Here is a 25,731-nt window from a genome sequence, read left to right as displayed (position 1 = left end):
ATGCCAGCGACGCCCCCGATTTATTGCCGAACCAGCTTCTCCATCGCCGCGTCCGCCAAAAAGGAGGAGCGGCTTTTGACGTTGTGCTCGCGCACATAGCGGTCAATGCGCTGGATCACATAGCCGGGCAGCGTGACATTGACCTTCTCGGTCTTGCCCATGTACGGCGAGATGTCCAGTTCCAGCATGCCCCAGCCCATGTCGGCAAATTCCGGATTGCCGCGGTGCAAAGCCGCCGAAGTCGGCATCGGAATCGTATCGCCGTCCGCCGCCATCTCCTGCAACATGATGTGGGCAATTTCGACGGCTGCGTTGTAAGCCTCTTCAAAGGTATCCCCGGCGGTCACCGCGCCTGGAATATCGGGGATCTGGATACCGATGGCGGTGTTCTCGTCGCCCCATTCGATACAGATTGGATATTGCATTATGGATCTCCTGCGTAACTGGCTGGCGGGCAGTACAGCCCGGCTCGCCGCCTGATGCTCTTGACCGTCCCGATCGGTAAATCCTTTTTTGGATGAGGGACGGGAATGGTGTACGGGTTGTAAGGGTGCGTGAAGATGTGATGACTGCCAGTGACCCGGTCCAGGGTCCAACCCGCTTCCACCAACTCCTTGATCAATAGCCTGCTCTGCACCACCAGCCTCCTTGCTTGGCAAAAACAAAAATAACCCTAGAGTTATCTTTACTCAAGCACAAAAACCCGAAGTGCGACGTCCGGCTGTTTTACAGAGTGTGATGAAAGCCCCCTGATGAAAGCCCCGCCATTCCCCCCAAAAACGATGATCCGTCCTGAACATTGCCGATGCCGGCGCGTTATGTGATCGGGCAAAATGGCGTGATCCGTTACGCCGAGGTCAACCCCGATTACACTCAGCGCCCAGAGCCTGAAGCGATGCTGGATGCGATTCGCGGTTCGCACTGACAACATCTATCCCTTGTGGGAGCGAGCCTGCTCGCGATGGCGGCATGACAGTCAGCATCAATGTTGAATGTTAAACCGCTATCGCTCCCACAGGGGCCTGCGACATCTTCAAGATTTTGCACAGGGACCTTCAATGGACCGCCTCGGCGCAATGGAAACCTTCGTCTACGTGGTGGAAACCGGCTCGTTTTCCGCCGCCGCCCGGCGCCTGAACATCGGCCAGCCGGCCGTGTCGAAAACCATCGCGCAACTCGAATCGCGGTTGGCGGTGCGACTGTTGCTGCGTTCGACCCGGGGCCTGACGCCCACCGAGGCAGGGCTGGCCTTTTTCGAACGGGCCAAGCGTGCCATCGAAGAAGCCGACGAGGCCGATAACGCCGCACGGGGTTCCGCCAGCGGGCTGAGTGGCAACCTGCGTATCTGTGCGGCGGTCACCTTCGGCCGGCTGCACATCGTTCCGCACCTGGGCCCCTTCCTGGAGCAAAACCCGGCGCTGAACATCGACCTGATGCTCGATGATCGCAACGTCAATCTGGTGGAAGAAGGCGTCGACATCGCCCTGCGCATGGGCGTGCAGAGCGACTCGGGCCTGACCGCCCGCAAGATCGCCGAATGCCGACGCATGGTACTGGGCACGCCGGCGTACTTCAAAAAACACAGCGAACCCACCTGCCCCGCCGACCTGTGCAAGCATCAGGCAATCGTCTACACCCTCGGAGGCGGCGCCAATTGGCAGTTCAACAAGGCCGGCGAGGAGCAATCGGTGATCATCAGCGGCCGGATCCGCGTCAACGCCGCCGAAGGCTTGCGTGAAGCCGTGCTGGCCCATCAAGGGCTGACCATGGCCTCGCAATGGATGTTCGCGCCGGAACTGGCCGTCGGTTCGGTCCGGGAAGTGATGAAGGACTGGACACTGCCGAACCTGGATCTGTGGGCGGTGTTCCCCACCGGGAGAATGGCCAGCGCCAAGGCTCGGGCGTTTGTGGAGTATGTGCAGGGGTTGTTGACAAAAGCGGTCTGAAAACCGCCAGTTTCGTTTATTGCGATTTTCGATTAATTCGAATAGCCTGCCGACATCGATTATTCAGAATATTGGAAACCGTCATGTCGACCGTCATTCATCCGCCAATCAATTTGCCCGCGAAACACGAAATACAGGCCGCAATCGAGGGGCAACGCACCCTGGCTGCCTATCTCGCCACCCAGTTCGAAACTCAGCACATCCAGATATTCGATGAGCAGAACGAAGCGCACAACATCGAAATGCCCACCTCGGCGCTCCGTTTGCTAGTCGATATTCTGGCGGAGCTCGCAGCCGGTAACGCTGTGAAAGTAGTCCCGGTCCACGCGGAACTGACTACGCAAGAAGCGGCGGATCTGCTCAATGTCTCACGTCCACACCTGATCAAACTGCTCGAATCCGGTGAACTGTCCTACCACAAAACCGGCAAGCACCGACGTGTGCGCTTTGCCGATTTGATGGACTATAAAAACCGGCGCGACACCGCCAGCGAGCAGGCAATGATGCTTCTCGCCGAGCAGGCACAGGCGTTAAGGACAGGATACGAGTGAGGCACACTTCATTTACCGCTGTATATGACGCTTGCGTGCTTTACCCCGCTCCCTTGAGAGACTTTCTGATGTGGCTCGCGCTCTCCGGGCTTTTCAGGGCGAAATGGTCAGTGGCAATACACGATGAATGGAAACGCAATCTGCTAAGAAACCGCCCGGATCTCAACGCCACGCAATTGAATCGCACCTGCGAGCTAATGGATCTGGCGATTCCCGACGCCTGCGTGTCGGGGTACGAAGCTTTGATACAAGGACTGACGCTGCCCGATGCGGATGACCGACATGTCCTGGCGGCTGCCATTCGTTGCAACGCCAGCGTCATTGTCACCTTCAACCAGAAAGACTTCCCCCGCACCCTGCTGCAGCCTTATGGCATCGAGGCCCAGCACCCCGACGAGTTCGTCGATAACCTTTTCGACCTGGATCCGGCAGCGGTGGTCGCCGCGGCACAACGACAGCGCAAGCAACTGAAGGCCCCACCGATGAACACTGACACTTATCTCGATCTCTTGCTACGCCAAGGCCTGGTTCAGTCGGTCAAGGCATTGAACAGTTTCCGGGCAATGCTCTGAAAATCACCGCGCCTGATCGCTACAACACACACCCATCAAACCCGACCCTGACATTCGCCGGCAATTCACCCCGATGCTCCATCAACCACGCATCCAGGGTATGCCCGACATGGGTCAATACCGCCGACTTCGGCTGCAACTCATCGATGCACTGCAAGGCAAGCGTCAGGTCATTGTGATTGCGCGGGGTCTGGGGTTGCGGCGGCATGGAGCAATCCAGCACCAGCAAATCCAGTGGCTCACGCCGCAGCCAGCTCAACGTATCTGGCGGCAGGCCTACGGTGTCGGTCAGGTAGGCGATTCTCCGCCCTTCTCCTTCCAGCAAATAACCGAGGGTCGGTTTCGAGTGTTGCAGTGGCAGTGCAGTGACGCTGAGTGCACCAAACTGCCGGGTTTCGAAGCTATCGAACGGCTGGCTGAAATCGAGAATGCCGGGGTGTTTGTAGAGGTCGGCCAGGCCTTCCGGGTCCACGGGACCGTGGACCGGAATCACCAGGCCCTGGCCCCAGCGCATATGCAACAGGCCCTGGGCGTGATCGGCGTGGTAGTGGGTCTGGAAAATGCCATTGAAACTGCGCGGCGGGAAACGTTCGCACAGGTCAGGCAAACCGCTGTCGATCAACCAGCGCTGATCCGCGCACTCGATCAGCGCACTGCACGGTCGACGCTGTAAGCGCTGATCGTGGCGGGCCGCATCGCAAGCCACACACCCGCAACCGTAGACCGGCACTTGCCGGGCATCACCGGTGCCCAGCAACGTCAGGCGCATGGAGCTTGCTCGTCAATGCAGGCCAGCAAGCGTTCGACCGTAGACTCCAGCGGCCCGGAGTTGTCGAGCAAGTGCACGGCTGGATCTTCAGCCAACAGCCGCTCGTTGAATCGGGCATTGCGTGCCAGGCGCTGATCGATCTCAACCAGCGACTCACGCCCGCGCTCCAGCAGTCGTTGACGCAACACCGCCTGGTCCACGGTCAGCAACAGCACCAATGCCTTCGGATAGCGCAGGCGCGTGTTCTGCAAATGCCCCCGCGAGCCATTGACCAGTACGTCCTGGCCGGTTGCCAGCCAATCGTCGATTTCCCGCGGGATGCCATAGGACAACCCGTTGGCGTGCCAGCTCAAGGCAAATGCCCCTTGAGCTTCCATATCAGCAAATTGCTGCGCGCTGACGCCCAGCGCCGCCTCGCCCACGGCTTCGGCCGAGCGGGTAATGACCCGGCGCACAATACGGCAGCCGCGTTCGGCTAGCCGCGTTCGCGCGGCATCCAGCAGGCTGTCCTTGCCCGAACCTGAAGGCCCGATGAGATAGATCAACCTGCCTGCCATCAAAACACCCTCTTCGCTTGTCGCCATACTTGCTGGACCACCGGCAAACCGTCCTGACTGCGCGCTTGCAGCAGATCAGCCCGCAGGCCCGGTGCAATCTCGCCACGATCGTTCAGCCCGGCGGCCCGGGCCGGATTCAGGCTGACCAGGCGCACCGCTTCGGCCAGACCGATCCGCTCACTCTGCGCCGCCAGCGCGAACGCCGATTGCAGCAGGCTCGCCGGGTAGTAGTCGCTAGACAGAATATCCAGCAAACCTTCGTCGGCCAGATCGAAGGCGGCCACGTTACCCGAGTGCGACCCGCCGCGCACGATGTTCGGTGCGCCCATCAACACATTCATGCCGTGCTCCCGACAACCACGCGCTGCTTCGACGGTGGTCGGGAACTCGGCGATGGTCATGCCGTAGCGCGCCGACTCCTCGACGTGGGCCAGGGTCGCGTCATCATGGCTGGCCACCGACAGGCCAAGGGCCAGGCAGTGCTCGACAATCGCCGCGCGGTAGCGGTCGCTGTAGGTGCGCGAGTTGGCCATTTGCAGCGTGATGAATTCGTCCATCTGCGTGGTGGTCAGGTGGTACTTGCCCATGTAGTACTCACGGTACTTGGATTCCTGCACGAACTGGCGCTGACCCGGCGAGTGGTCCATCACCGACACCAGTTGCACCAGCGGGTTTTCCACCAAATCGCGGAACACGCTGAGGGTGTCCGGGTGGCACAGTTCGCAGCGCAGGTGCAAACGGTGTTCGGCACGGGTCAGCCCGGCGTCGGAGGCTTTGGAGATGGCGTCGAGCATCGCCGGCAGTTTCTGCATGCGATTGCCCTTGGGGTTCACATCGCCGATGGACACCGCGTCGAACACCGTGGTGATGCCCGCCGCGATGATCTGCGCATCGTGGCTGAGCACCGCCGGCACCGACGGCCAGTCCACGCCCGGACGCGGGGTCATGTGGCGTTCCAGGTTGTCGGTGTGCAACTCCACAAGACCCGGCAGCAGGTAATCGCCATTGAGGTCCAGGGCCTGGGGTAAACGGCTCGGGCCTTCGGCGACCTCGGCGATCAAACCGTCGCGCAGCACCACGGTGCCGTAGAACACACGGTCAGCGGTGACCAGTTGGGCATTGCTGAGGATCTGTTCAACGAGCATCGGTGTATTCCTTTTCGGTCACAGCGGCGGGAGTCATGTCGAGATGGCGATCGGCAACTGCCTCGCGGGCGATGCGGTCGTGGAAGATGCCGATCAGCGCGGCACCGGCGCTCTTGGCTTCGTTCATCAACTCCAGCACCACCTGGCGATTGCTGTCGTCGAGTGATGCAGTCGGTTCATCGAGCAACATCACCGGCCACGCCACCATGAAGCCGCGGGCGATGTTGACCCGCTGCTGCTCGCCACCGGAGAAGGTGCCTGGCGCCAGTTGCCAGAGACGTTGCGGGATGTTCAGGCGAGTGAGCAAGGATTCGGCACGTGCTTGCGCCTGCTCTTTCGCCCAGCCACGGGCCAGGGCCGGCTCCATCACCACGTCCAGGCACGCCACCCGTGGGATCACCCGCAGGAACTGACTGACATAACCCAAGGTGCGCTGGCGCACTTGCAGAATGTCCCGGGGCTCGGCGCCTACCAGTTCCCGCCATTGGCCGTCATGCTGCACACGGATGCTACCGCCCGCCGGCAGATAGTTGCCGTACAGGGTGCGCAGCAAGGTGCTCTTGCCCGCACCGGACTGGCCATGCAGCACCAGGCATTCACCGCCCGCCACACTGAAATCCACTGCGCGCAGCACGTTGAGGACCACGCCGTTCTGCTGATGCAAAGTGAAGGTTTTCGAGAGGTCACGGACCTCGATTAAGGTATTCATCGCAGGGTTTTCCACTATTGAACGGGGCTTCACGGCTGCAACACCGACGACACCAGCAGTTGCGAATAAGGGTGCTGCGGATCGTCGAGGATCTGATCGGTCAGCCCGGTTTCCACCACCCGCGAGCGGCGCATCACCATCAAGCGATCGGCCAGCAAGCGAGCGACTGCCAGGTCGTGGGTGACGATCACCACCGCTAGGTCCAGCTCACGCACCAACCCGCGCAGCAGGTCGAGCAAGCGCGCCTGCACCGATACATCGAGGCCACCAGTCGGCTCGTCCATGAACACCAGCCGTGGACTGGACACCAGGTTGCGGGCGATTTGCAGACGTTGTTGCATGCCGCCGGAGAAGGTCCGGGGCAAGTCGTCGATGCGCTGCGGATCGATTTCCACCTGGCTCAGCCAATCGAGCCCAGCCCCGCGCAGTTGCTGGTAATTGCGCACGCCCTGGGCCATCAGGCGTTCGCCGATGTTGGCGCCGGCGGACACGCCCATGCGCAGACCGTCGCGTGGGTTCTGTTCGACGAAGCCCCATTCGGTGCGCAACAAGGTGCGGCGCTCGGCTTCGCTGGCGCTGTAGAGGTCCAGCCATTGGCCTTGTTTGTCGCGGTAGCCGATCTGTCCCCGCTGCGGTGGCAGGCGCCCGCTGAGCAGCGAGAGCAAGGTGGATTTGCCCGAACCGGACTCGCCGACAATCCCCAGCACTTCACCGGGATACAAGTCGAAGCTGACGTCCTGGCAGCCCTTCTCCGGGCCGTACAACAGCGACAGATCGCGCACCCGCAGCAAGGGTTCGGTGGACACGGACACTTGGTTTTTCAGTGCCTGGTTCATTGGCCCTGCTCCTGCTGGCTGACGCGCTGGGCGCAGTAATAGGTGTCGGAACAGACGAAGCTCTGGGTACCGGCGTCGTCGAGAATCAACTCATCGAGGAACGAATCGCGGCTGCCACAGATCGCGCAGCACTCTTCCCACTTCTGCGCTTCGAAGGGGTGATCCTCGAAGTCGAGGCTGGTGACCCGGGTGTACGGCGGCACCGCGTACAGACGCTTCTCACGGCCGGCGCCGAACAACATCAGCGCCGGGCTCATGTCGAGTTTCGGGTTGTCGAATTTGGGGATCGGCGACGGGTCCATCACGTAGCGCTCGTCGACCATCACCGGATAGGCGTACGCCGTGGCGATGTGGCCGAAGGTGGCGATGTCCTCGTAGAGTTTGACGTGCATGACCCCGTAATCGTTGAGGGCGTGCATGGTCCGGGTCTCGGTTTCCGACGGTTCGATAAAGCGCAGCGGCTCGGGAATCGGTACCTGATAGACCATGATCTGGTCGGCGTGCAGCGGGGTTTCCGGGATGCGGTGACGGGTCTGGATCACCGTCGCCTCCGGCGTGCTTTCGGTGGTTACGACGCCTGCGGTGCGGGCGAAGAATCGGCGAATCGACACAGCGTTGGTGGTGTCGTCCGCGCCCTGATCGATGACCTTGAGTACGTCATCGTCGCCGAGAATCGCGGCGGTCAACTGCATGCCGCCGGTGCCCCAGCCGTAGGGCAATGGCATCTCGCGGCCACCGAACGGCACCTGGTAACCGGGGATCGCCACGGCCTTGAGCAAGGCGCGGCGGATCATGCGTTTGGTCTGCTCATCGAGGTAGGCAAAGTTGTACGCCGCGTCGCGGACCGGCGCCTGGCTCAAGTCATTCATGGATTTGCCCCTCGGCAGGCTTGCGCAGTTTGCGGATCAGTTCCAGTTCGGCCTGGAAGTCGACGTAGTGAGGCAGCTTGAGGTGCGAGACGAAGCCTGCGGCCTCGACGTTGTCGCAGTGCATCAGCACGAACTCTTCCTGCTGCGCCGGGGATACGATCTCTTCGTTGTATTCGTCGGCGCGCAAGGCACGGTCGACCAGCGCCATGCCCATGGCCTTGCGCTCGGCGTGCCCGAAGGCCAAACCGTAGCCGCGAGTGAACTGCGCCAGCTCCGTGGCCGAACCGACAAACTGGTTGACCATCTCGCACTCAGTGACTTCGATGCAGCCCAGGTTGATCGGGAAACCCAGCTCTTCAGGGTCGATCCACACCTCGACTTCACCGATGCGAATTTCCCCGGCGAACGGGTGATTGCGGCCATAACCGCGCTGGGTGGAATAACCCAGCGCCAGCAGGAAGCCTTCGTCGCCACGGGCCAACGCTTGCAGGCGTTGGGCGCGATTGGCAGGCAACTCCAGCGGGTCGCGGGTGATGTCGGCCACGCTTTCGCCGTTGTCGGATTCGTTCTTGATCAGGCCTTCCTGCGCCAGCAAACCGAGAACTCGCGGGCAGGCTTCGAGGCTGGCATTCGGGGTCACTTGCGGCCCCGGGTATTCGCCTTCGGCCAGCAATGCGAAGTCCAGCAAACGATGGGTGTAATCGAAGGTCGGCCCCAGCAGTTGCCCGCCTGGTACGTCCTTGAACGTGGCGGACAAGCGCCGACTCAGTTGCATGTTCTGGGTATAGATCGGCAGGCTCGGGCTGAAGCGCGGCAACGTGGTGCGGTAGGCCCGCAGCAGGAAGATCGCTTCCACCAGATCCCCCGCCGCTTGCTTGATCGCCAGCGCAGCGAGTTCTTCGTCGTACAGCGAGCCTTCGCTCATCACCCGCGCCACCGCCAGCGGCAGTTGCTGACGGATCTGCTCGACACTCAGCTCAGTGACCGAGGTATCGCCTCGACGCTTTTTCGCCAGCAGTCGGTGGGCATTGTCGATGGCCTGTTCGCCACCCTTGACGGCTACATACATCAGGCGCGCTCCTCTGCGATGCGGGTGCTGCGGGGCAGGCCGATCAGGTCATGTCCGGCGGCGAAAAACAGGTCCAGGCCCCGGGGGAATTCGTTGCGTCGTTCACGTTCGCGCCAGAAACCATCCACCAGCGGCAGCGCTACGCCGTGTTCGGTTTCGATCCCCGGCCCGCGCCACAGCAGCCCTGCCCCGCCGTCGAGACCTGGCAGCTGAACCAGCAAGGTGCAGGACTGGTCCGGGTAGCGGTCGTTGCCTGTATCGAAGCCGCTCAGATCGAGCAGATCGTCGGTGGCAAGCAAGGCAAACCGTGCGTCTTCACGCTTGGCGGTCAACGGGCAACCACAATGGAACGCCAGGTTGGCGCGGATCAGCGGCGTGTCGAAGGACGGCGCCAGCCACAGCGGTGTGTCGACATCCAGCAACGCCAGGCACAGCGCATAGGTCGCGGGCGCCAAGCCTTCGAGGCTCGGCGAGGCGTGCAGCGTCTGGATCAGACCGGGGCCGGCCAGTGCCTTGAGTGCCGCTCGAAATCCGCGCTGGGCATCCAGCACCAGGTCGGCGAACGCCGGTTGCAACAGCTGTGCGCTCATCAGTTTTCTCCTCGCACGAGGGTGAAGAATTCGACTTTGGTGGCGGCGGTTTCCGCCTCTTTTTGTGCCCGGCGTTCGGCCTGAACAGTCGCCAGCGGCGTGATCATCTCCGCCAGCCAATGACGCTGTTGCGCGCCCTGCAAATGCGCGTCGGCCAGGGCGGCCAGTTCGGCGTGGACCTTGTCGCGACCCGCCAGATAGCTGTAACCGGTACGGCCATCGGCCAGGCGCACCACGCAGCGGGTCACGCTCATTTCGCCAACGTTGAACGGCGCGCCGTTACCGCCCATGCGGCCACGGACCAGGGTCATGCCGATTTCCGGGGCGCGGATCAGTTGGTACTCGACATCGCGCAAAGCGGCTTCGAAAGGCTGCAATTCACTGCGGCTGGCGCGGGCCAGCACACCGATCCAGTGCTGCCGTTCGGTATGAGGAACAGGGTTGTGCATTGAGTTCTCCATCAGGTGACGACCTGGTACTGGAAGCGATCCGAACGACTGGTGGACTGGGCCAGCTCCACGGCACGGCCGTCGCGATCGCGGGAAAGGGTGAACACGCTCAGGGCCGGAAGATGCCGGGGCATCAGCAGCAACGCGGCTTCTTCGCGGTTGGGCAAACGAGCGCCGATCAGGCTCTGGGTCCGGGTCAGCGGCAGGTCCCGCTCGCTCAGGTACTGGCGCAGGGAGCCACCGGTGTAATCGGCCAGCAGCGGCGCGTGGCTGGCGCAGTAGCGATGGCGGATCAGGCTGACCGGTTGGTTGTCGAGCTTGCGCAAGGTCTGCAACTCGATCATCGGTGCCATCTCGGCGATGCCCAGATGCTGCGCTTCTTCACGGCTGGCGAAGCAGTAACGGCGCTTTAGCAGCACCGCCTCGACGCCATGCCCCTGGGCTGACAGCGACTGGCTGTAGGCACTTTCGGCGGTCATCGAGTAAATCAGCGGCCGCTCCAGCACCTGAGTGCCCTTGCCCTGGCGGCGCAACAGGCTGCCTTCGAACACAAGTTCATCGATGGCGCGGCGCAAGGTATGGCGGTTGACCCCGAAGCGCTCGGCCAACATCACCTCGCCCGGCAGGAAATCCCCGGCGCGGTAATCCGCCAGCTCCCGACGCAGGATGTCGGCCAATTCGCGGTATACCGGCTCATCTTGTCTAGACAACTGCATGCTTTAAAAAAAGCGCCCGCGGGCACCCCTCCGAAAAATCAGATGAACTGCTTGCGCAGGCGTTGCGAGAGGATGTCGATCAGGCTGACCACAACGATGATCACCAGCAACACGGCGCAAGTCTGAACAAACTGGAAGGCGCGGATGTTCTCCCACAGGATCACCCCGATGCCGCCGGCACCGACCATCCCCACCACCGTCGCCGAACGCACATTGGCCTCGAAGCGATAAAGAGCGTAGGACACCCACAGCGGCATCACTTGTGGGATCACCCCGTAGATCACTTCTTGCAAGGCACTGGCACCCGTCGCCCGAACGCCTTCGACCGGTCCCGGATCAATCGCTTCCACGGCTTCGGCGAACAGCTTGGCAAGTACCCCGGTGGTGCTGATCCACAGAGCCAGCACCCCGGCAAAGGGTCCCAGGCCGACGGCCACCACGAACAACATGGCAAACACCATTTCGTTGATCGAACGGAACGCGTCCATCACCCGCCGCAGCGGTTGGTGAATCCACCACGGCGTGATGTTTTCCGAGCAGAGAATGCCCAGCGGCACCGAGCAGACAATCGCCAGCACCGTGCCCCACAGGGCGATTTGTACGGTGACGATCATTTCCTTGAGGTACATGCGCCATTCATGGAAGTCCGGCGGGAAGAAATCCGCGGCGAAGGTCGCCATGTTTCCCGAGTCGCGGTACAGCGCCATCGGATTCATTTCGGCGCCGTGCCAGGCCCAGGCCAGCAGGACCAGGAACAGGCCCCAACCGAGGTACTGCGGCCAGGTGCGCTTACCGACAGCTTCAGCGTGCAGAGTGGTCATGGTTCTCCCTCAATGTAGGAGCGAGCTTGCTCGCGATAGTCGTTAACGATGACGCGGGAAACCTGGAGAAACGCGGCGCCCTGGAGTTCTTCGCGAGCAAGCTCGCTCCTACAGTTACCGCGTCGTGAATCAACCGGCGTTGGCCGCGCTCTTCTCGCCAGTGGATTTCTCCAGCAGGCTGATGCGCTCTTGCAGCTTGGCCAGCTCGGCATCGATGTCGGCCAGTTTTTTGGCCTTGTCTGCCGCTTCCAGCTTGTCGTCGGCACTGATCGTGGTGCGCTGCTTGAACAGTTCCAGCTGGCGAATCGGCAGCAACTGGTCGTCGCTGGATTTCAGGAACTTGCCCAGTTGCATGCCCTTGAGCACAGCTTTCTCTTCGTCGGTGTCGCCGTAGCTGAAGATGAAATCGCGGATCTTGGTCTTCTCGCTGTCACTCAGCGCCTTGCTCCACACCAGCGGGTCGGCCGGAATCAGCGGCGACTTCCAGATCACCTTGAGCTGTGCCGCCTTGTCCGGCTGGGTGACTTCCAGGCGGTCCCAGCTTTCGGTATTGAAGGTCGCCACATCCACTTGGCCCTTGGCCACGCTCAACGCGTTGACTTCATGGCTGGAGTTGAGGGTGCGCTTGAACGCGGTGGCGGCATCGACGTGGTTCTTGGCAAACACGTAGTAGCCCGGCACCAGGTAGCCCGAGGTGGAGTTCGGGTCACCGTTGCCGAAGGTCAGGTTCTTGGCGTTTTTCAGCATGTCGTCGACGGAGTTGATCGGGCTGTCCTTGCGCACGATCAGCACGCTCCAGTAACCGGCGGCGCCACTGGCGGCTGCGGTCTGGGCGAAGATCTCGCCGTTGGAGCGGTCCACCGCTTCGATGGCGGCCTTATTGCCCAGCCAGGCCACATCGACCTTGTTGAAGCGCATGCCCTGGATCAGGCCGGCATAGTCAGAGGCAAACGTGGCGTTGATCTTCAGGCCGGTCTTCTTCTGCATGTCATCCAGGAACGGCTGCCAGATGCTCTTGAGGTTTTGCGAAGACTCGGTGGACATGATGCCGAAGTTGATGGCTTTTTCTTCCGCCTGGGCGGAGCCCAATACACAGCTGGCGAGCAATGCGACGCCAGCAAAAACGCGACCGATACGGTTCAACATGGAAAGGTTTCCTGAGGGTGAACGGTTGGGGAATCCGGGGTTGATCACACGCGAGCCAATACCAGTCGAGGCGCAGTTTCGCTGTGACGGGAAGACTCGGAACACATGAGGCTGGTGTCGATGTCGGCACCGTACAAATCGTTGAGGAACTGGCCGCTCAATTGAGAACCCGGACCGTCGAAATGAATCCGACCGGCCTTGAGCGCCACGGCACGCGGGCAATAACGGGTGGCGTAGTCGACTTGATGCAGGGTCACCACAACCGTCTTGCCGTCGCGGCGATTGATGTCGGCGAGGATCTCCATGACCTTGCGCGCCGATTCCGGGTCGAGGGAGGCAATCGGCTCATCCGCCAGAATCACCTCGGCCCGCTGGGTCAATGCACGGGCAATCGCCACGCGCTGCTGCTGGCCGCCGGACAGGGTTGAGGCCCGTTGTGCCGCCAGGTCAGCCAGGCCGACACGGTCCAGGGACTCCATGGCGAACTGCTTTTCCTCGGCATTGAACAGGCTCAAGTTGCCACGCCAGCGCGGCATGCGCCCCAGGCAACCGAGCAGCACGTTGTCGAGCACGCTCAAACGGTTGACCAGGTTGAACTGCTGGAAGATGTAGCCGATGTCGGCGCGCAGGCGGCGCACCTTGCCATTCAAACGGCCGGATGCCTGCACCTCGCGGCCCAGCACCTTGACGCTGCCACCGTTGTTGCGATCGCAACAGGCCAGGCCCGCGAGATGGCGCAGCAATGTGGATTTGCCGGAGCCGGACGCGCCGATCAGCGCGACCATCTCACCGGCCGCGATGGTCAGTTCGAGGTCGACCAGTGCGCTTTTGCGCGCAAAGGTCTTGTTCAGATGATCGACATGGATAGCTGCGTTCATGGGCTTCTCTGTCTGGTTGAACAGCCGTCCGTGGCTGTATTTGAGTTCAACAGACTTTAGGCATGGGGCATGTCAGCCCTATGACTTGCACATGTCACTGGATGGGCCATTTGATGAAGGTTTTGTGAAAGGTTGAGCTGGAGGTTTCCGCATTTGGTCCCGGTTGTACCCATTGTTGTGATCACTCACGAACCCTGTGGGAGCGGGATTGCCCGCGAAGGCTATGTGTTGGGCGACGTATTTTTTGCTGGTGTACATATCCGTTTCTGCGGTAACGGCCACTTAGGGTTCCGCCCTTATGGCCAGCCCTTTCAAGGTCTTCGTTTAGAATCCCCTAAAAACCAGTCAGGGTGACGAAAACGATGTGGGCAGAAGTTCTAGCGCGGTTTGAAAAAAAGACACCGGCCAGTGTCATGACGAAATTGATACTGGAGCAGGCTGTTCCTGCCGAATGGGTTGATCAGGTGTTTGAAGAACACCGTCAACGCCAGTACCCGCGTGAGCTTTTGTTTTCGACCATCGTTGAGCTGATGTCCCTTGTTTCATTGGGTTTGCGCCCTTCTTTGCATGCCGCTGCCCGGCAAATGGAGGGGCTGCCGGTTACGTTGGCGGCGCTCTATGACAAGGTCAGCCGCACAGAGCCCGCGTTGCTGCGGGCGTTGGTTACAGGAAGCGCCGAGCGCCTGGCTCCGACGATAAAAGAGTTGGGCTGCTCAGCCATTTTGCCCGGCTGGCAGCTGCGCATTGTCGACGGCAACCACCTGCCTTCTACTGAAAAACGCTTGGGGGCTTTGCGGCGTGAGCGAGGTGCGGCGCGACCAGGGTTTTCAGTAGTGGTCTACGACCCGGACCTCGATCAGATCGTCGACTTGCAGCCATGCGAGGATGCCTACGCCAGTGAGCGCGTCAGCGTGCTGCCGCTGTTGGCCCACGCCACTAAGGGCCAGCTATGGATGGCCGATCGGCTGTACTGCACGCTGCCCGTCATGCAAGCCTGCGAGGAAGCGGGGGCTTCGTTCATTATTCGCCAGCAAAGCAAACATCCACGGTTGATTGAGGAAGGCGGCTGGCAAGAATCTGTGGCCATCGAATCCGGAACGGTGCGCGAGCAAATCATCGAACTCAAAGGTGGTCACCGCTGGCGTCGAGTTGAACTGAACCTACAGACACCTACTGACTCAGGCGACACTGTGATGTGGTTCTGGAGCAACTTGCCAGACACCGTCAGCGCCGGGCAGATCGCCGAGTTATACCGTCGTCGCTGGAGTATCGAAGGGATGTTCCAGCGCCTGGAATCGGTGCTGGACAGTGAAATCGAAAGCCTTGGCGCTCCGCGGGCGGCGTTGCTGGGTTTTGCCTCGGCGATCCTGGCCTACAACGTCCTGGCAGTGCTCAAGCGCAGCGTGGAACAGGCTCATCGCGAGACATTGCCCGAAGGCTGGGAAGCTTCGATCTTCCACCTGACGGTACAAGTGCGTAGCGGATACGAGGGCATGCAGATCGCACTGCCCTCAGATTACCTGACACTTCAAACGACCTTAGAAACGCTGGCAACGCGACTGTTGGCGCTCGCCAGGAATATCAAGCCCAAGCAAGTGGCCAAAAGCATACGTGGTCCCAAAATCGCCAAACCCAAGGAGTGGCTGGACGGCAAAGCTGCGCACGCTCATGTGTCGACGGATCGGGTGCTTAAGGCCCATAAAGGGAAAACACCTTGAAAGGGCTGGCCCTTATGGCGGGTTACTTGGAAAAGCGGAACGCCGCCCGGCCCCAAGTAACCAAGGGCTCTTGCCCCTGACGTTCGGTGCCTCGCCAAGGCTCGGCATACCCTTGTTCCGGTCCTGCTCCGTGGGCCCGCCGCCATCGGCCATCCATGGCCGGCGGCTAACCCGGCATCCATGCCGGGTTGCCCACTGCGCAGAACCTCCACTCGGCCTCACGAGGGGGCAAGAAGATCAAAAGCCAAAGCAAAAGCGAGGCGGCCTACCGGCCGGCCTGTTCGCGGGTTTCGTTCGTCTGTGATGCTCTTGGTCGGCCGGTAGGCCGCCATCGCAAGCAGGTCGGATCGCCGCACCGCCGCTCCCACAGAAGAGCAAAGGCAGATCGGCGTACACCCACGCTCTTCACCACTCATCAGGCCGAGCGTTAGCTCGCCTGCAGCTCTTGATCTTGATCCACCCGCCCCCTCGGCAGGCTGAGTGGAGGCGTTCATCCGGGGGTGGGCGCGCAGCGCCGTTCGGCGAAGCCGAACACATCGAGAGGAGGTCGAGCGAAGCCGACCGGAGGCGATGCCCCCGGATGAATGCCGGAGCGAAGGAACCCCGAGCCTTGGCGAGGGGCCGTACGTTCGGGGCGAGCGTTTTTTTGCTTACTTTTTTTAGGCGCTTGTAAAAAAAGTGAGTCGCCGTCAGGGCGAAACCATAAGCCGCCGTTACCAAAAAACAGATATGTACACAGTCAACAAAAGACAGGCCGGCTATCAGGCCGCCTTCGCGAGCAGGCTCGCTCCCACAGGGTTCAGCAATGCCCCGGCAATCACATTTCAGCAGGCACAAAAAAGGCAACCCGAAGGTCGCCTCTTTGCGTTACTGCCCGAATTGCCGCCCCAGGCCACCCGGCACACCGTGGATATCCGTCTCCTCCCACGGCCCGTTCGGACCGATCGACCGGCTCCAACCGTTATCCCAGCGGTAATAGGTACGCTGGCGATAAAAGGTATTGGGCTGATCATCCAGCACATAAACCCCCAGCTTCGGATCCCAATGGCTATTCCCCCCAGGTGGTGGCGCGAAGCTCGCAGAGGTGCGTGGCAACGGCTTGGAGGGTTTCACCGGAATGGTCGGCTTGCTCGGTACAGGCGACGTCGAAGGCGTGGGACTGGGCTGCGACGGCGGGAACGGTGGTGGTGCCTGATGTTCCGTTGGTTGCTGGACCGCACAAGCGCTTAACCCCATAACGACGCTGAGCAGGGTGATACGAGCGAATGCGGTCATGATTGCGTTTTCCTGTTATTTATCCGGGCTGTCGATAGTCAGTGTTTGCGGCGCGGTGGTGCTGCTGGCCATTGGCTGGCTGCGACCGATCCATTCGCCGGCGGTCGGTTTGCCGGCACGGGAAATGCGCGCAACCAGTTGGACTTCAGGGAAGTTCGACAGTTTCAATTGCGGCATCATTGCGTCGGCATCACCCAGTTCGACAGTCACCGGCAGGTCGGCCACAGTCATGCGCTTGACCGCCAGCGGGGCTGGAGGACCGGAGATCGCACGGGCGAAGATGAACACGCTGTCGCCAGGCTGGACCTTGGATTTGAGGTCCGCTGCCAGATCGACGCTGACCTTGAGCAACGCCGCGGTCTTGGCCGCCGGTGCTTGCGCAACCTTGCCGCCACTGGCCACCAGCTTCTCCGTGGCCCGGGTAATCCCGCCTTGCAGCGCCTCGCGGGACTTGTCTTGCGGCGGCAACTGCGCCAACAGGCGATTCCAGTAATCGATGGCGTCCTGATAACGCTCGCTTTCAAACGCAGCAATGCCAAGCAGACCAAGGCTGGTGACTTCTTTCGGATCGGCCTTGAGCGCTTCGTCGGTCAGGGCCTGGACCTTGTCCGACCACTTCTTGCCATCGGCGAAGTACTGGGCCTGGGCCCATTGACCGAGCAACTCGGGCTGGCGACCGGCCAGCTTCACGGTACGTTCGAACATCTTCGCCGCGTCCGCCGGGCGATCCTGAGCCATGTAGGTACGACCGAGGAAGTACATGCCTTCAGCGGAATCCGGCTGAGCGGCGACCGCACGTTCCAGGCGCTGGGTCATCTCTTCCATCGACTGGGGGGCCTGGGAGAACTCGCGGGTCAGTTCAACCTTGTCGCTGGCACCGAAATGCAGATACAGGCCCAGGCCCAGCACCGGTACCAGAATGGCCGCCAGCAACGGCAAGGGTTTGCCCAGGCGCGATACCCGCGGCGCTTCAGCACCTTCGGTGTCCGCCAGCAGTTCACGGGCAGCTTCGGCACGACCGGCGTCCATTTGCGCCGCATCGAGCACGCCCTCTTCCTGCTGAGTCTGCAACTCGGCCACGCGTTCCTGATAAAGCGCGACGTTCAGGGCGGTACGATCCTCTTCACGCTGGGCGCGACGGCTGCGCAGCACCGGGATCAACAGAAAACTCAGGGCAACCAGAAGCAGCAGACCTGCAGCGAGCCAGAAATCAATCATTCTTGGTTTTATCCAACAGGTGGTCGAGGCGCGAGCGCTCCTCGGCAGAAAGCGAGTCCGGGGTGCCGGCGCGTTGCACACGACGACGGCGGACGATCACCGCGATGATCACGACACCGCCCAGCAGCAGGCCGGCGGGGCCGAACCAGAGCAAGGCGGTCTTGGCGTTCAGCGCTGGCTTGTAGCGGACGAAATCACCGTAGCGATCGACCATGAAGTCGATGATCTGCTGGTTGTCCTTGCCCTCACCGAGCATGCGGAAAATCTCTTTGCGCAGGTCGGCGGCAATCGGTGCGTTGGAATCGGCGATGTCCTGATTCTGGCACTTGGGGCAACGCAGCTCTTTGGTCAACTCGCGGAAACGCTCGCGATCACCTTCCTTGGCGAACTCGTAGGTGTCGATGGCCGCGTGGGCCACGCCCGCCAGGCTCAAGCCCAGGACAACGGCAGCGATCCAGCGCTTCATGGCTTGGCCTCGTCGACCAGCGCCTGGTACTTGGCCGCCAGTTTTTCGCGCCAGACCTGCTCGTCGATCACCCCGACGAACTTGTCACGGATGATGCCCTTGGCGTCGATGAAGAAGGTTTCCGGCGCACCGTACACGCCGAGGTTCAGGCCCAGCGAGCCTTGGTCGTCACGAATGTCCAGCACATACGGGTTGTGGAAGTCCGTCAGCCACTTCAAGGCATCGGCGTTGGTGTCCTTGTAGTTGATGCCGTAGATCACCACGCCTTGCTGGGCCAGCTTGTTCAGCACCGGATGCTCGACCCGGCAGGAAATGCACCAGGTGCCCCAGACGTTGACCAGCGCCGGCTTGCCCAGAATGTCAGCGCGGGTCAGGGTCTTGTCACCCTGCACCGTCGGCAGGGAAAACTCCGGGAACGGCTTGTTGATCATGGCCGAGGGCAGCTCGGCCGGATCCAGGTACAACCCACGATAAAGGAATACAGCAACCACCAGAAAAATCGCCAGTGGCAACAACATCAACCAACGCTTCATGCAGTGGCTCCCGACATGCCCAGTGCTTCACGCACGCGGCTTTTGACCTTGACCCGATAACGCCGATCCAGCGCCGCCAGCAACCCGCCGAAGCCGGTCAGCAAACCGCCGAACCAGATCCAGCGCACGAATGGTTTGACGTGCACGCGCACAGCCCAGGCACCGTTACCCAAGGGTTCACCGAGGGCGACATAGAGGTCGCGGGTGAAACCGGCGTCGATGCCCGCTTCGGTCATTACCGAGTTCTGCACGGTGTACAGGCGTTTTTCCGGGTGCAGCACACTGACTTCCTTGCCGCCCTTGATCACCCGGACGGTGCCCTTGTCGGAGGTGAAGTTCGGGCCTTCGAAATGCTTGGCGCCTTCGAAGACGAACTGATAACCACCCAGGTCCATGGATTCGCCCGGCGCCAGGCGCAAGTCGCGCTCGGCACTGTTCTGGCTGGACAACACGACACCCAGCGCACACACGGCGATGCCCAGGTGCGCGACCTGCATGCCCCAGTAGCTGCGGGTCAGGGTTGGCAGGCCTTTGATCAGGCCCTTGTGCCGGGTCTTGTCGAAGATGTCACGCACGCCGGCCAGCAACACCCAGGCCGCGAGCATAAAGGTCGCGAGCACCGCCCAGTTGAAATCGCCGTAGGCGACGCCGGCCACTACCGCCAGCGCGGCGCTGCCGAGCAGGACCGGGGTGAGCATGCTCACCAGCCATTTCACCGGGGTGTCTTTCCAGCGCACGATCACGCCGACCGCCATCACCACCATCAGCAATGCCATCAACGGAATGAACAGCGCGTTGAAGTACGGCGGGCCGACGGACAGCTTGGCCCCGGTCATGGCGTCCAGAATCAGCGGATACAGGGTGCCGAGCAGGATCATCGACGCGGCCACCACCAGTACCAGGTTGTTGCCCAGCAGCAGGGTTTCCCGGGACCAGAGGTTGAAGCCCACCTGGCTCTTGACTACCGGCGCGCGCAGGGCGAACAGGGTCAGCGAACCACCGACCACGAACAGCAGGAAAATCAGGATGAACACCCCGCGCTCCGGATCGGAGGCAAAGGCGTGCACCGAGGTCAGCACGCCGGAACGCACGAGGAAGGTGCCCAGCAGGCTCAGCGAAAACGCAGCGATGGCCAGCAACACGGTCCAGCTCTTGAACACGCCACGTTTTTCCGTGACCGCCAACGAGTGAATCAGTGCGGTGCCCACCAGCCATGGCATGAACGAGGCGTTTTCCACCGGGTCCCAGAACCACCAGCCGCCCCAGCCGAGTTCGTAGTACGCCCACCACGAACCGAGGGTGATACCAATACCGAGGAAGGCCCAGGCCACGATGGTCCACGGACGCGACCAGCGCGCCCACGCGGCATCCAGGCGACCGCCCATCAGCGCGGCGATGGCGAAGGCGAAGGCCACCGAGAAACCGACGTAACCCATGTACAGCATCGGCGGGTGAACGATCAGGCCGATGTCTTGCAGCAAGGGGTTGAGGTCGGCACCGTCGCTGGGCACTTGCGGCAGGATCCGCTTGAACGGGTTGGAGGTCATGATCAGGAACAGCAGGAAACCGGTGCTGATCATGCCCATCACTGCCAGCACGCGGGCCAGCATGACCTGCGGCAACTGCCGGGAAAACACCGATACCGCAAAGGTCCAGCCGCCGAGGATCAAGGCCCACAACAGCAGGGAACCTTCGTGGGCACCCCACACGGCGCTGAATTTGTAGTACCACGGCAACGCGCTGTTGGAGTTGTTGGCCACATAGGCCACGGAGAAGTCATCGACCATGAAGGCGTAGGTCAGGCAACCGAAGGCAAACACCAGAAAGGTGAATTGCCCCCAGGCGGCCGGCTGGGCCAGGCTCATCCACAGGCGGTCACCGCGCCAGGCACCGAACAGAGGCACCACGGCCTGGGCCAGGGCAAAGCACAGGGCCAGGATCATCGCCAGATGACCCAACTCGGGAATAAAGATGCCGGACGTCATGGATCAACCCTCCTTCGCGGGCGTTGGAGCCGATTGACCGCTGTCTTTCAACGCCTTGGTCACTTCCGGCGGCATGTACTTCTCATCGTGCTTGGCCAGCACTTCATCGGCCACCACCACGCCATCGGCATTGAGCTTGCCCAGGGCGACGATGCCCTGCCCTTCGCGGAACAGGTCCGGCAGGATGCCGCGATAAGTGATGGTCACGGATTTGTTGAAGTCGGTGACGACGAACTTCACGTCCAGGGAATCACTGGAACGCTCCAGCGAGCCCTTCTCGACCATGCCGCCGGCGCGAATGCGCGTGTCTTGTGGGGCTTCACCGTTGGCGATCTGCGTCGGTGTGTAAAACAGGTTGATGTTCTGCTGCAGGGCGCTCAGGGCCAGGCCGACGGCAGCGCCGACCCCGACCAGGATCGCGAGAATAATGATAAGACGCTTTTTGCGCAGCGGATTCACTTGCCGTTCTCCCGGCGCAAACGACGCGCCTCTTGTTGCAGATACCGCTTGCGGGCCAGGATCGGCGCCGCCACGTTGAGGGCCAATACCGTCAGGCAGATGCCATAGGCCGACCAGACATACAGGCCATGATGGCCCATGGCGATGAAGTCGCCGAATGAAGCAAAACTCATCGAGCGACCTCCAGGCTGTTTTCCACTTCGGCTTTGACCCAACTGGCCCGGGCTTCGCGCTTGAGCACTTCAAGACGCATGCGCAGCAGCAGGACGGCGCCGAAGAAACAGTAGAAACCCAATGCCGTCAGCAGCAGTGGCAGCCACATCTCGGCGGGCATCGCCGGTTTCTCGGTGAGGGTGAAGGTCGCGCCCTGGTGCAGGGTGTTCCACCATTCCACCGAGTATTTGATGATCGGGATGTTGATCACCCCGACGATCGCCAGCACCGCACAGGCCTTGGCCGCGCTGTCACGATTGCTGATCGCGTTGCCCAGCGCAATGAGACCGAAGTACAGGAAAAGCAGGATAAGCATGGACGTAAGGCGTGCATCCCAGACCCACCACGAGCCCCAGGTCGGCTTGCCCCAGATCGCCCCGGTGACCAGCGCCACGGCGGTCATCCAGGCACCGATGGGCGCCGCGCATTGCAGGGCGACGTCGGCCAGTTTCATCTTCCACACAAGGCCGACGATGCCGCACACGGCCAGCATCACGTAGATGGACTGGGCCAGCATGGCGGCCGGGACGTGGATATAGATGATGCGAAAGCTGTTGCCCTGCTGGTAGTCCGGCGGCGCGAAGGCCAGGCCCCAGACCACGCCAACGCTGATCAACAGCAACGCCGCGACGCTCAGCCAGGGCAGCAGTTTGCCGCTGATGCCGTAAAACCATTTGGGCGAGCCAAGCTTGTGAAACCACGTCCAGTTCATACTCTGTTTCCGTCACGGTTGCTCTTTACTATGAAGAGCCAGGGCCTGCTTTTTTTCAAAAAGAGTGGTTAATTTTTAACCAGGCCTCATTATTATTCGCCGACGCTGATCTTCAGGCCAGCAGCTATTGCAAAAGGTGTCAGGGTTATCGCCAGGGCGGTCAGGCTACCAAGCCACAACAGATAACCGGTCGCCGGCATCCCCTGCAAGGCCGCCTGCAAGGCGCCACTGCCAAGGATCAACACCGGGATGTACAACGGCAGTATCAGTAGCGCCAGCAAAAGGCCGCCACGCTTCAAACCCACCGTCAGCGCCGCGCCCACCGCACCGAGCAGGCTCAGTACCGGTGTACCGAGCAGCAACGAAAGCAGCAACACTGGCAGACAGGCGGCAGGTAAACCGAGCATCAGCGCCAGCAAAGGCGCGAGCAAAACCAGTGCCAGGCCGGAAAAAGCCCAGTGTGCCAGCACCTTGGCCAAAACCAGAAGAGCCAGGGGGTGCGGCGAAAGGACCCACTGTTCGAGCGATCCATCCTCGAAATCACTGCGGAAAAGCCCGTCCAGCGAGAGCAGGACCGATAAAAGTGCCGCGACCCAGACCAGCCCCGGAGACAAGGTTTGCAACAATTGAGACTCAGGACCGACGGCCAACGGGAACAGGGAAACGACGATCGCGAAGAACACCAGCGGATTGGCCAGTTCCGCCGGGCGGCGGAACAGCAGACGAGCCTCGCGGGCGACCAGCAGGCCGAAAACACTCATACGGCCCAGCTCCCCAGATCGATGTCGCGATAACCGGCCGGCATCCGGCTCAGCGTGTGATGAGTGGTCAACACCACCATGCCGCCGCGTTCGCAGTGGCCGGCCAGATGAGATTCAAGCTGTGCCACGCCCTGCTTGTCGAGGGCGGTAAAGGGTTCATCGAGGATCCACAGCGGCGGGCTGTCCAGATACAGACGCGCCAGAGCGACGCGACGCTGTTGACCGGCAGACAGGGTGTGGCAAGGCACATCCTCGAATCCTCGCAGCCCGACCGCGTCCAGCGCCTGCCAGATCGCCTCATGGGTCGCCGGATGATGCAAGGCGCACAACCAGCTCAGGTTCTCTTCCGGCGTCAGCAAGTCCTTGATCCCGGCCGCGTGGCCGATCCACAGCAGGTTGCGCGCCAGCTCACCGCGTTGTTCGTTCAGTGGCTGGCCGTTGAGCAGCACCTGACCGGCGGTCGGCTGCATCAGCCCCGAGAGCAGGCGCAACAGGCTGGTCTTGCCGCTGCCGTTGGGGCCGCTGATTTGTACCATTTCGCCACTGGCCAGTCGCAAATCGAGATTTTCGAAGAGCAGCCGAAGGTCTCGCTCACAGGCAAGGGCAACGGTTTGCAGGACAGGACTGGTCAAGGGTTCACGGGCCTTATACGGTTCAAGTCGGCACTGGCGCGGCCGTTAAAGAGATGCAGCATAGATGCAATGACGTCTTGTTCTAGAGAGCTGCGTCAAACAATTGCAAAGTTTTCGCCATTTTTGGATACAACGGCGCGGCATTATACATGCCAGACCTTACTCTAAAGAGTGCATTTTCCTCAGGTTGTGACCGCGTATGACAGGCGAAATGAACATCCTCCCGCTACCGCAAACCCTCCCGGCGACTTCGCGCCCGCCGGTGGTCAGTGGTGAGTTGCTCAAGTTGCTGACGCCGGTGGAGGGGTTGATCAGCGTCGGTCAAACCGCCCAGGCCGAAGTACTGTCGCTCAAGCAGGCGGATCAGACTTTCCAGATGCTGCTCAAGGTCACCCTCGACAGCGGCCGCCAGACCACGGTCCAGACTACCAGTAATCAACCGCTGGCCCAGGGCACCACGCTGGTCGTCACCCAGCCCTCGGCCGGCATCCTGGCCGTGACGGTGCAACAGGCCATTGCCTCCAATGTCGCCACCCTCACCCGCCTCGACACCGCGCAACTGCCCATTGGCACCCTGCTGCAGGGCAAAGTGCTGACCTCGCAAGTGCTGCCCCAGGTGCCCGGCCAGCCCATGGTGTTTCGCTCGATGGTGGGCCTGCTCAACACCGCACTGAGCGGCAGCACCCTGAGCATCGACAGCCCACAGCCCTTGCGCATCGGCACCTTATTGAGCGCGCAGGTGCAAGACGCCCATACCGTGAAATTCGTGCCCCTGAGCAGTCGACAGGAACAACTGGCGGTGACCCGGCAACTGGTCGACCAGCAAAGCCGCCAGGGATCGCTGGACGGCTTGCTCAAGCTCCTGCAGAACCTTGCGCCCTCGGACCAGACATCCGTTGAATTGCGCAGCGCCGCTGCCCGGTTGCTCGCCGGCCTGCCGGACGTTCAACAGTTGAGCACCCCCAAGGGCCTGGCCCAGGCCCTGGCCAGCAGCGGTGTGTTTCTCGAAAGCAAACTGCTGACCGGGCAAAACCCGACGCTCGCGCCGGACATGAAAGGCGACCTGCTGAAACTGGTTGCGCAGTTGAGTCAGGGCTTGCCGGCCAACACCAGCCTCGGCGCGATCATCGCCGCCAACACCCTGGTCCAGGCCATGCCGAACTTTGTCCGCAATGCCTTGGGCATGCTCGGTCAGGTCAGTGCCAAGCCGTCGCCGAGCGGTTTCCCGCTGCCCGAGCGCTTGTTGCAAAGCGCCGACGGTGAAAACGACCTCGAACACCTGCTGCGCCTGGCCGCCGCCGCGGTTTCACGCCTGCAAAGCCATCAACTGTCGAGTCTGGAGCAAACCGGCCTAACCGCCGACGGACGGCTGATGAGCACCTGGCAGCTGGAAATCCCGATGCGCAATATGCAGGACATCGTGCCTTTGCAGGTCAAATTCCAGCGCGAAGACTCCCCCGAAAAAGAACAGCCGAAGGAGCGTCGCGAAGAACGCGAACCCAAGCAACAGCTGTGGCGTGTGGAACTGGCCTTCGCCATGGAGCCTTTGGGGCCGCTGCAAATCCAGGCACAACTGATCAAGGGCAGCCTCTCCAGCCAGCTCTGGGCCGAGCGGCCTTACACCGCGAGCCTGATCGAAAGTAACCTGAGCGGGCTGCGTGACCGCTTGCTGTCCGCCGGCCTGAACGTCGGCGACCTCGATTGCCACCTCGGCACACCACCCCAAGGCCCGCAAACTCGCCTCGAACAACGCTGGGTCGACGAAACCGCATGAAAAACCCCAACGCCCCACGCCAGGCCATCGCCCTCAAATACGACGGCACCCACGCCCCCACCCTCACCGCCAAGGGCGACGAAGCGCTGGCGGAAGAAATCCTGCGGATTGCCCGCGACTGCGAAGTGCCGATCTACGAAAACGCCGAACTGGTGAGGCTGCTGGCGAGGATGGAGCTGGGGGACAGCATTCCGCAGGAACTCTATCTGACGATTGCCGAGATCATTGCGTTTGCATGGAGTTTGAAGGGGAAGTTTCCGGCGGGGCAGGATCCGGATACGCTGATGGTCGAGAAGGACATCACCGAGCGCGGGGATGATTATTGAGCTTACGAACCCGTTATGTAGGAGCCGGTTTGCCGG

The 25,731-nt window shown here is 61.6% G+C and carries 31 protein-coding genes; 6 read left to right on the top strand and 25 right to left on the bottom strand.

Translation table 11 applies throughout. The features are described 5' to 3' along the window. Positions 1-20: 20 nt before the first annotated feature. Entirely contained in the window at positions 21-425 is a 405-nt protein-coding gene (locus AC3ITY_RS08020) for a type II toxin-antitoxin system HicB family antitoxin (protein WP_007983297.1), read from the bottom strand. Next, complete coding sequence (locus AC3ITY_RS08015; RefSeq protein ID WP_223447966.1) at positions 425-637, bottom strand: type II toxin-antitoxin system HicA family toxin; 213 nt, start codon at positions 635-637, stop codon at positions 425-427. The genes AC3ITY_RS08020 and AC3ITY_RS08015 overlap by 1 nt, the downstream gene beginning before the upstream one ends. Before the next feature lie 421 nt (positions 638-1,058). Here AC3ITY_RS08015 and AC3ITY_RS08010 point away from each other — a divergent pair, with 421 nt between their 5' ends. From AC3ITY_RS08010 to AC3ITY_RS08000, 3 genes are all read left to right on the top strand, one after another. Beyond that, positions 1,059-1,946: a LysR family transcriptional regulator gene (locus tag AC3ITY_RS08010; RefSeq protein WP_489308368.1), complete on the top strand. Its 888-nt coding sequence runs from the start codon at positions 1,059-1,061 to the stop codon at positions 1,944-1,946. An 83-nt stretch (positions 1,947-2,029) separates the two neighbouring features. Next, entirely contained in the window at positions 2,030-2,497 is a 468-nt protein-coding gene (locus AC3ITY_RS08005) for a helix-turn-helix domain-containing protein (protein WP_223460712.1), read from the top strand. Then, positions 2,494-3,069 carry a VapC50 family PIN domain-containing toxin gene (locus AC3ITY_RS08000; RefSeq protein WP_489308367.1) on the top strand — a complete coding sequence of 192 codons (576 nt, stop codon included), beginning with the start codon at positions 2,494-2,496 and terminating at the stop codon, positions 3,067-3,069. The genes AC3ITY_RS08005 and AC3ITY_RS08000 overlap by 4 nt, the downstream gene beginning before the upstream one ends. A gap of 19 nt (positions 3,070-3,088) precedes the next feature. On the opposite strand, the gene phnP is transcribed toward AC3ITY_RS08000, so the two are convergent. The 13 genes from phnP to phnC all read right to left on the bottom strand — a co-directional run bounded on the left by phnP (position 3,089) and on the right by phnC (position 13,623). Then, positions 3,089-3,838, bottom strand: a complete 750-nt coding sequence (gene phnP / locus AC3ITY_RS07995; RefSeq protein ID WP_489308366.1) for a phosphonate metabolism protein PhnP — start codon at positions 3,836-3,838, stop codon at positions 3,089-3,091. After that, on the bottom strand, positions 3,829-4,395 hold the full coding sequence (gene phnN, locus AC3ITY_RS07990; RefSeq protein ID WP_489308365.1) for a phosphonate metabolism protein/1,5-bisphosphokinase (PRPP-forming) PhnN: 567 nt from the start codon (positions 4,393-4,395) through the stop codon (positions 3,829-3,831). Before phnN ends, phnP begins: the two co-directional genes overlap by 10 nt. After that, positions 4,395-5,540, bottom strand: a complete 1,146-nt coding sequence (locus AC3ITY_RS07985; protein WP_489308364.1) for an alpha-D-ribose 1-methylphosphonate 5-triphosphate diphosphatase — start codon at positions 5,538-5,540, stop codon at positions 4,395-4,397. Before AC3ITY_RS07985 ends, phnN begins: the two co-directional genes overlap by 1 nt. Further along, positions 5,530-6,249 (bottom strand): phosphonate C-P lyase system protein PhnL, encoded by a 720-nt coding sequence (phnL, locus tag AC3ITY_RS07980; RefSeq protein WP_489308363.1) that lies wholly within the window; start codon positions 6,247-6,249, stop codon positions 5,530-5,532. Before phnL ends, AC3ITY_RS07985 begins: the two co-directional genes overlap by 11 nt. 29 nt (positions 6,250-6,278) lie before the next feature. Further along, a complete protein-coding gene (gene phnK / locus AC3ITY_RS07975) occupies positions 6,279-7,085 on the bottom strand; it encodes a phosphonate C-P lyase system protein PhnK (RefSeq protein WP_489308362.1) in 807 nt (268 codons plus the stop codon). Then, a complete protein-coding gene (locus AC3ITY_RS07970) occupies positions 7,082-7,954 on the bottom strand; it encodes an alpha-D-ribose 1-methylphosphonate 5-phosphate C-P-lyase PhnJ (RefSeq protein ID WP_489308361.1) in 873 nt (290 codons plus the stop codon). The genes phnK and AC3ITY_RS07970 overlap by 4 nt, the downstream gene beginning before the upstream one ends. Next, a complete protein-coding gene (locus tag AC3ITY_RS07965; protein ID WP_489308360.1) occupies positions 7,947-9,023 on the bottom strand; it encodes a carbon-phosphorus lyase complex subunit in 1,077 nt (358 codons plus the stop codon). The genes AC3ITY_RS07970 and AC3ITY_RS07965 overlap by 8 nt, the downstream gene beginning before the upstream one ends. Beyond that, positions 9,023-9,613 carry a phosphonate C-P lyase system protein PhnH gene (gene phnH, locus AC3ITY_RS07960; protein WP_489308359.1) on the bottom strand — a complete coding sequence of 197 codons (591 nt, stop codon included), beginning with the start codon at positions 9,611-9,613 and terminating at the stop codon, positions 9,023-9,025. Before phnH ends, AC3ITY_RS07965 begins: the two co-directional genes overlap by 1 nt. Beyond that, a complete protein-coding gene (phnG, locus tag AC3ITY_RS07955) occupies positions 9,613-10,062 on the bottom strand; it encodes a phosphonate C-P lyase system protein PhnG (protein ID WP_223460691.1) in 450 nt (149 codons plus the stop codon). The genes phnH and phnG overlap by 1 nt, the downstream gene beginning before the upstream one ends. An 11-nt stretch (positions 10,063-10,073) precedes the next feature. Then, positions 10,074-10,778 carry a phosphonate metabolism transcriptional regulator PhnF gene (gene phnF / locus AC3ITY_RS07950; protein ID WP_489308358.1) on the bottom strand — a complete coding sequence of 235 codons (705 nt, stop codon included), beginning with the start codon at positions 10,776-10,778 and terminating at the stop codon, positions 10,074-10,076. Positions 10,779-10,816: 38 nt separating this feature from the next. Then, on the bottom strand, positions 10,817-11,599 hold the full coding sequence (gene phnE, locus AC3ITY_RS07945) for a phosphonate ABC transporter, permease protein PhnE (protein ID WP_223533561.1): 783 nt from the start codon (positions 11,597-11,599) through the stop codon (positions 10,817-10,819). Between the two features lie 129 nt (positions 11,600-11,728). After that, complete coding sequence (gene phnD, locus AC3ITY_RS07940) at positions 11,729-12,745, bottom strand: phosphonate ABC transporter substrate-binding protein (protein ID WP_489308357.1); 1,017 nt, start codon at positions 12,743-12,745, stop codon at positions 11,729-11,731. Positions 12,746-12,789: 44 nt separating this feature from the next. Further along, positions 12,790-13,623: a phosphonate ABC transporter ATP-binding protein gene (gene phnC, locus AC3ITY_RS07935; protein ID WP_489308356.1), complete on the bottom strand. Its 834-nt coding sequence runs from the start codon at positions 13,621-13,623 to the stop codon at positions 12,790-12,792. A 413-nt stretch (positions 13,624-14,036) separates the two neighbouring features. Between phnC and AC3ITY_RS07930 the strand changes: the two genes are divergently transcribed. Continuing rightward, entirely contained in the window at positions 14,037-15,341 is a 1,305-nt protein-coding gene (locus AC3ITY_RS07930) for an IS4 family transposase (RefSeq protein WP_489308355.1), read from the top strand. An 867-nt stretch (positions 15,342-16,208) separates the two neighbouring features. On the opposite strand, the gene AC3ITY_RS07925 is transcribed toward AC3ITY_RS07930, so the two are convergent. From AC3ITY_RS07925 to ccmA, 10 genes are all read right to left on the bottom strand, one after another. Beyond that, positions 16,209-16,616 (bottom strand): hypothetical protein, encoded by a 408-nt coding sequence (locus AC3ITY_RS07925; protein WP_489308354.1) that lies wholly within the window; start codon positions 16,614-16,616, stop codon positions 16,209-16,211. A gap of 15 nt (positions 16,617-16,631) precedes the next feature. Further along, complete coding sequence (gene ccmI / locus AC3ITY_RS07920; protein WP_489308353.1) at positions 16,632-17,834, bottom strand: c-type cytochrome biogenesis protein CcmI; 1,203 nt, start codon at positions 17,832-17,834, stop codon at positions 16,632-16,634. Further along, positions 17,827-18,300 (bottom strand): cytochrome c-type biogenesis protein, encoded by a 474-nt coding sequence (locus AC3ITY_RS07915; protein ID WP_223460005.1) that lies wholly within the window; start codon positions 18,298-18,300, stop codon positions 17,827-17,829. Before AC3ITY_RS07915 ends, ccmI begins: the two co-directional genes overlap by 8 nt. Next, positions 18,297-18,833 carry a DsbE family thiol:disulfide interchange protein gene (locus AC3ITY_RS07910; RefSeq protein ID WP_489308352.1) on the bottom strand — a complete coding sequence of 179 codons (537 nt, stop codon included), beginning with the start codon at positions 18,831-18,833 and terminating at the stop codon, positions 18,297-18,299. Before AC3ITY_RS07910 ends, AC3ITY_RS07915 begins: the two co-directional genes overlap by 4 nt. Then, positions 18,830-20,818 carry a heme lyase CcmF/NrfE family subunit gene (locus AC3ITY_RS07905; RefSeq protein ID WP_489308351.1) on the bottom strand — a complete coding sequence of 663 codons (1,989 nt, stop codon included), beginning with the start codon at positions 20,816-20,818 and terminating at the stop codon, positions 18,830-18,832. The genes AC3ITY_RS07910 and AC3ITY_RS07905 overlap by 4 nt, the downstream gene beginning before the upstream one ends. Before the next feature lie 3 nt (positions 20,819-20,821). Beyond that, positions 20,822-21,277, bottom strand: a complete 456-nt coding sequence (gene ccmE, locus AC3ITY_RS07900) for a cytochrome c maturation protein CcmE (protein ID WP_046037679.1) — start codon at positions 21,275-21,277, stop codon at positions 20,822-20,824. Further along, positions 21,274-21,450, bottom strand: a complete 177-nt coding sequence (ccmD, locus tag AC3ITY_RS07895; protein WP_007983322.1) for a heme exporter protein CcmD — start codon at positions 21,448-21,450, stop codon at positions 21,274-21,276. The genes ccmE and ccmD overlap by 4 nt, the downstream gene beginning before the upstream one ends. Beyond that, positions 21,447-22,202 (bottom strand): heme ABC transporter permease, encoded by a 756-nt coding sequence (locus AC3ITY_RS07890; RefSeq protein ID WP_046037680.1) that lies wholly within the window; start codon positions 22,200-22,202, stop codon positions 21,447-21,449. The genes ccmD and AC3ITY_RS07890 overlap by 4 nt, the downstream gene beginning before the upstream one ends. Before the next feature lie 92 nt (positions 22,203-22,294). Then, entirely contained in the window at positions 22,295-22,963 is a 669-nt protein-coding gene (gene ccmB, locus AC3ITY_RS07885) for a heme exporter protein CcmB (RefSeq protein WP_007980754.1), read from the bottom strand. Beyond that, a complete protein-coding gene (ccmA, locus tag AC3ITY_RS07880) occupies positions 22,960-23,595 on the bottom strand; it encodes a cytochrome c biogenesis heme-transporting ATPase CcmA (protein ID WP_223533564.1) in 636 nt (211 codons plus the stop codon). Before ccmA ends, ccmB begins: the two co-directional genes overlap by 4 nt. A 199-nt stretch (positions 23,596-23,794) precedes the next feature. Here ccmA and fliK point away from each other — a divergent pair, with 199 nt between their 5' ends. Next, positions 23,795-25,369 (top strand): flagellar hook-length control protein FliK, encoded by a 1,575-nt coding sequence (gene fliK / locus AC3ITY_RS07875; protein WP_489308350.1) that lies wholly within the window; start codon positions 23,795-23,797, stop codon positions 25,367-25,369. Continuing rightward, positions 25,366-25,695, top strand: a complete 330-nt coding sequence (locus AC3ITY_RS07870) for an EscU/YscU/HrcU family type III secretion system export apparatus switch protein (RefSeq protein ID WP_489308349.1) — start codon at positions 25,366-25,368, stop codon at positions 25,693-25,695. The genes fliK and AC3ITY_RS07870 overlap by 4 nt, the downstream gene beginning before the upstream one ends. The last annotated feature ends 36 nt before the right edge of the window (positions 25,696-25,731 follow it).

The sequence above is a fragment of the Pseudomonas sp. GL_091 genome (assembly GCF_057837725.1).
The sequence above is the reverse complement of the archived record's forward strand: the minus strand, read 5'-3'. Positions and strand labels throughout refer to the sequence as shown.

Bases quoted from the DNA above. Each gene is read 5' to 3' on its own strand.
- fliK (WP_489308350.1), top strand. From the start codon at position 23,795: ATGACAGGCGAAATGAACATCCTCCCGCTACCGCAAACCCTCCCGGCG.
- phnN (WP_489308365.1), bottom strand. From the start codon at position 4,395: ATGGCAGGCAGGTTGATCTATCTCATCGGGCCTTCAGGTTCGGGCAAG.
- phnG (WP_223460691.1), bottom strand. From the start codon at position 10,062: ATGCACAACCCTGTTCCTCATACCGAACGGCAGCACTGGATCGGTGTG.
- phnL (WP_489308363.1), bottom strand. From the start codon at position 6,249: ATGAATACCTTAATCGAGGTCCGTGACCTCTCGAAAACCTTCACTTTG.
- AC3ITY_RS07965 (WP_489308360.1), bottom strand. From the start codon at position 9,023: ATGTATGTAGCCGTCAAGGGTGGCGAACAGGCCATCGACAATGCCCAC.
- AC3ITY_RS08005 (WP_223460712.1), top strand. From the start codon at position 2,030: ATGTCGACCGTCATTCATCCGCCAATCAATTTGCCCGCGAAACACGAA.
- AC3ITY_RS07985 (WP_489308364.1), bottom strand. From the start codon at position 5,540: ATGCTCGTTGAACAGATCCTCAGCAATGCCCAACTGGTCACCGCTGAC.
- AC3ITY_RS07870 (WP_489308349.1), top strand. From the start codon at position 25,366: ATGAAAAACCCCAACGCCCCACGCCAGGCCATCGCCCTCAAATACGAC.
- phnK (WP_489308362.1), bottom strand. From the start codon at position 7,085: ATGAACCAGGCACTGAAAAACCAAGTGTCCGTGTCCACCGAACCCTTG.
- AC3ITY_RS08020 (WP_007983297.1), bottom strand. From the start codon at position 425: ATGCAATATCCAATCTGTATCGAATGGGGCGACGAGAACACCGCCATC.
- AC3ITY_RS07890 (WP_046037680.1), bottom strand. From the start codon at position 22,202: ATGAACTGGACGTGGTTTCACAAGCTTGGCTCGCCCAAATGGTTTTAC.
- phnE (WP_223533561.1), bottom strand. From the start codon at position 11,599: ATGACCACTCTGCACGCTGAAGCTGTCGGTAAGCGCACCTGGCCGCAG.
- AC3ITY_RS07905 (WP_489308351.1), bottom strand. From the start codon at position 20,818: ATGACGTCCGGCATCTTTATTCCCGAGTTGGGTCATCTGGCGATGATC.
- phnD (WP_489308357.1), bottom strand. From the start codon at position 12,745: ATGTTGAACCGTATCGGTCGCGTTTTTGCTGGCGTCGCATTGCTCGCC.
- AC3ITY_RS08010 (WP_489308368.1), top strand. From the start codon at position 1,059: ATGGACCGCCTCGGCGCAATGGAAACCTTCGTCTACGTGGTGGAAACC.
- ccmD (WP_007983322.1), bottom strand. From the start codon at position 21,450: ATGAGTTTTGCTTCATTCGGCGACTTCATCGCCATGGGCCATCATGGC.
- phnC (WP_489308356.1), bottom strand. From the start codon at position 13,623: ATGAACGCAGCTATCCATGTCGATCATCTGAACAAGACCTTTGCGCGC.
- ccmB (WP_007980754.1), bottom strand. From the start codon at position 22,963: ATGAGTGTTTTCGGCCTGCTGGTCGCCCGCGAGGCTCGTCTGCTGTTC.
- AC3ITY_RS07970 (WP_489308361.1), bottom strand. From the start codon at position 7,954: ATGAATGACTTGAGCCAGGCGCCGGTCCGCGACGCGGCGTACAACTTT.
- AC3ITY_RS07910 (WP_489308352.1), bottom strand. From the start codon at position 18,833: ATGAAGCGTTGGTTGATGTTGTTGCCACTGGCGATTTTTCTGGTGGTT.
- AC3ITY_RS07930 (WP_489308355.1), top strand. From the start codon at position 14,037: ATGACGAAATTGATACTGGAGCAGGCTGTTCCTGCCGAATGGGTTGAT.
- AC3ITY_RS07915 (WP_223460005.1), bottom strand. From the start codon at position 18,300: ATGAAGCGCTGGATCGCTGCCGTTGTCCTGGGCTTGAGCCTGGCGGGC.
- AC3ITY_RS07925 (WP_489308354.1), bottom strand. From the start codon at position 16,616: ATGACCGCATTCGCTCGTATCACCCTGCTCAGCGTCGTTATGGGGTTA.
- phnF (WP_489308358.1), bottom strand. From the start codon at position 10,778: ATGCAGTTGTCTAGACAAGATGAGCCGGTATACCGCGAATTGGCCGAC.
- phnH (WP_489308359.1), bottom strand. From the start codon at position 9,613: ATGAGCGCACAGCTGTTGCAACCGGCGTTCGCCGACCTGGTGCTGGAT.
- phnP (WP_489308366.1), bottom strand. From the start codon at position 3,838: ATGCGCCTGACGTTGCTGGGCACCGGTGATGCCCGGCAAGTGCCGGTC.
- ccmI (WP_489308353.1), bottom strand. From the start codon at position 17,834: ATGATTGATTTCTGGCTCGCTGCAGGTCTGCTGCTTCTGGTTGCCCTG.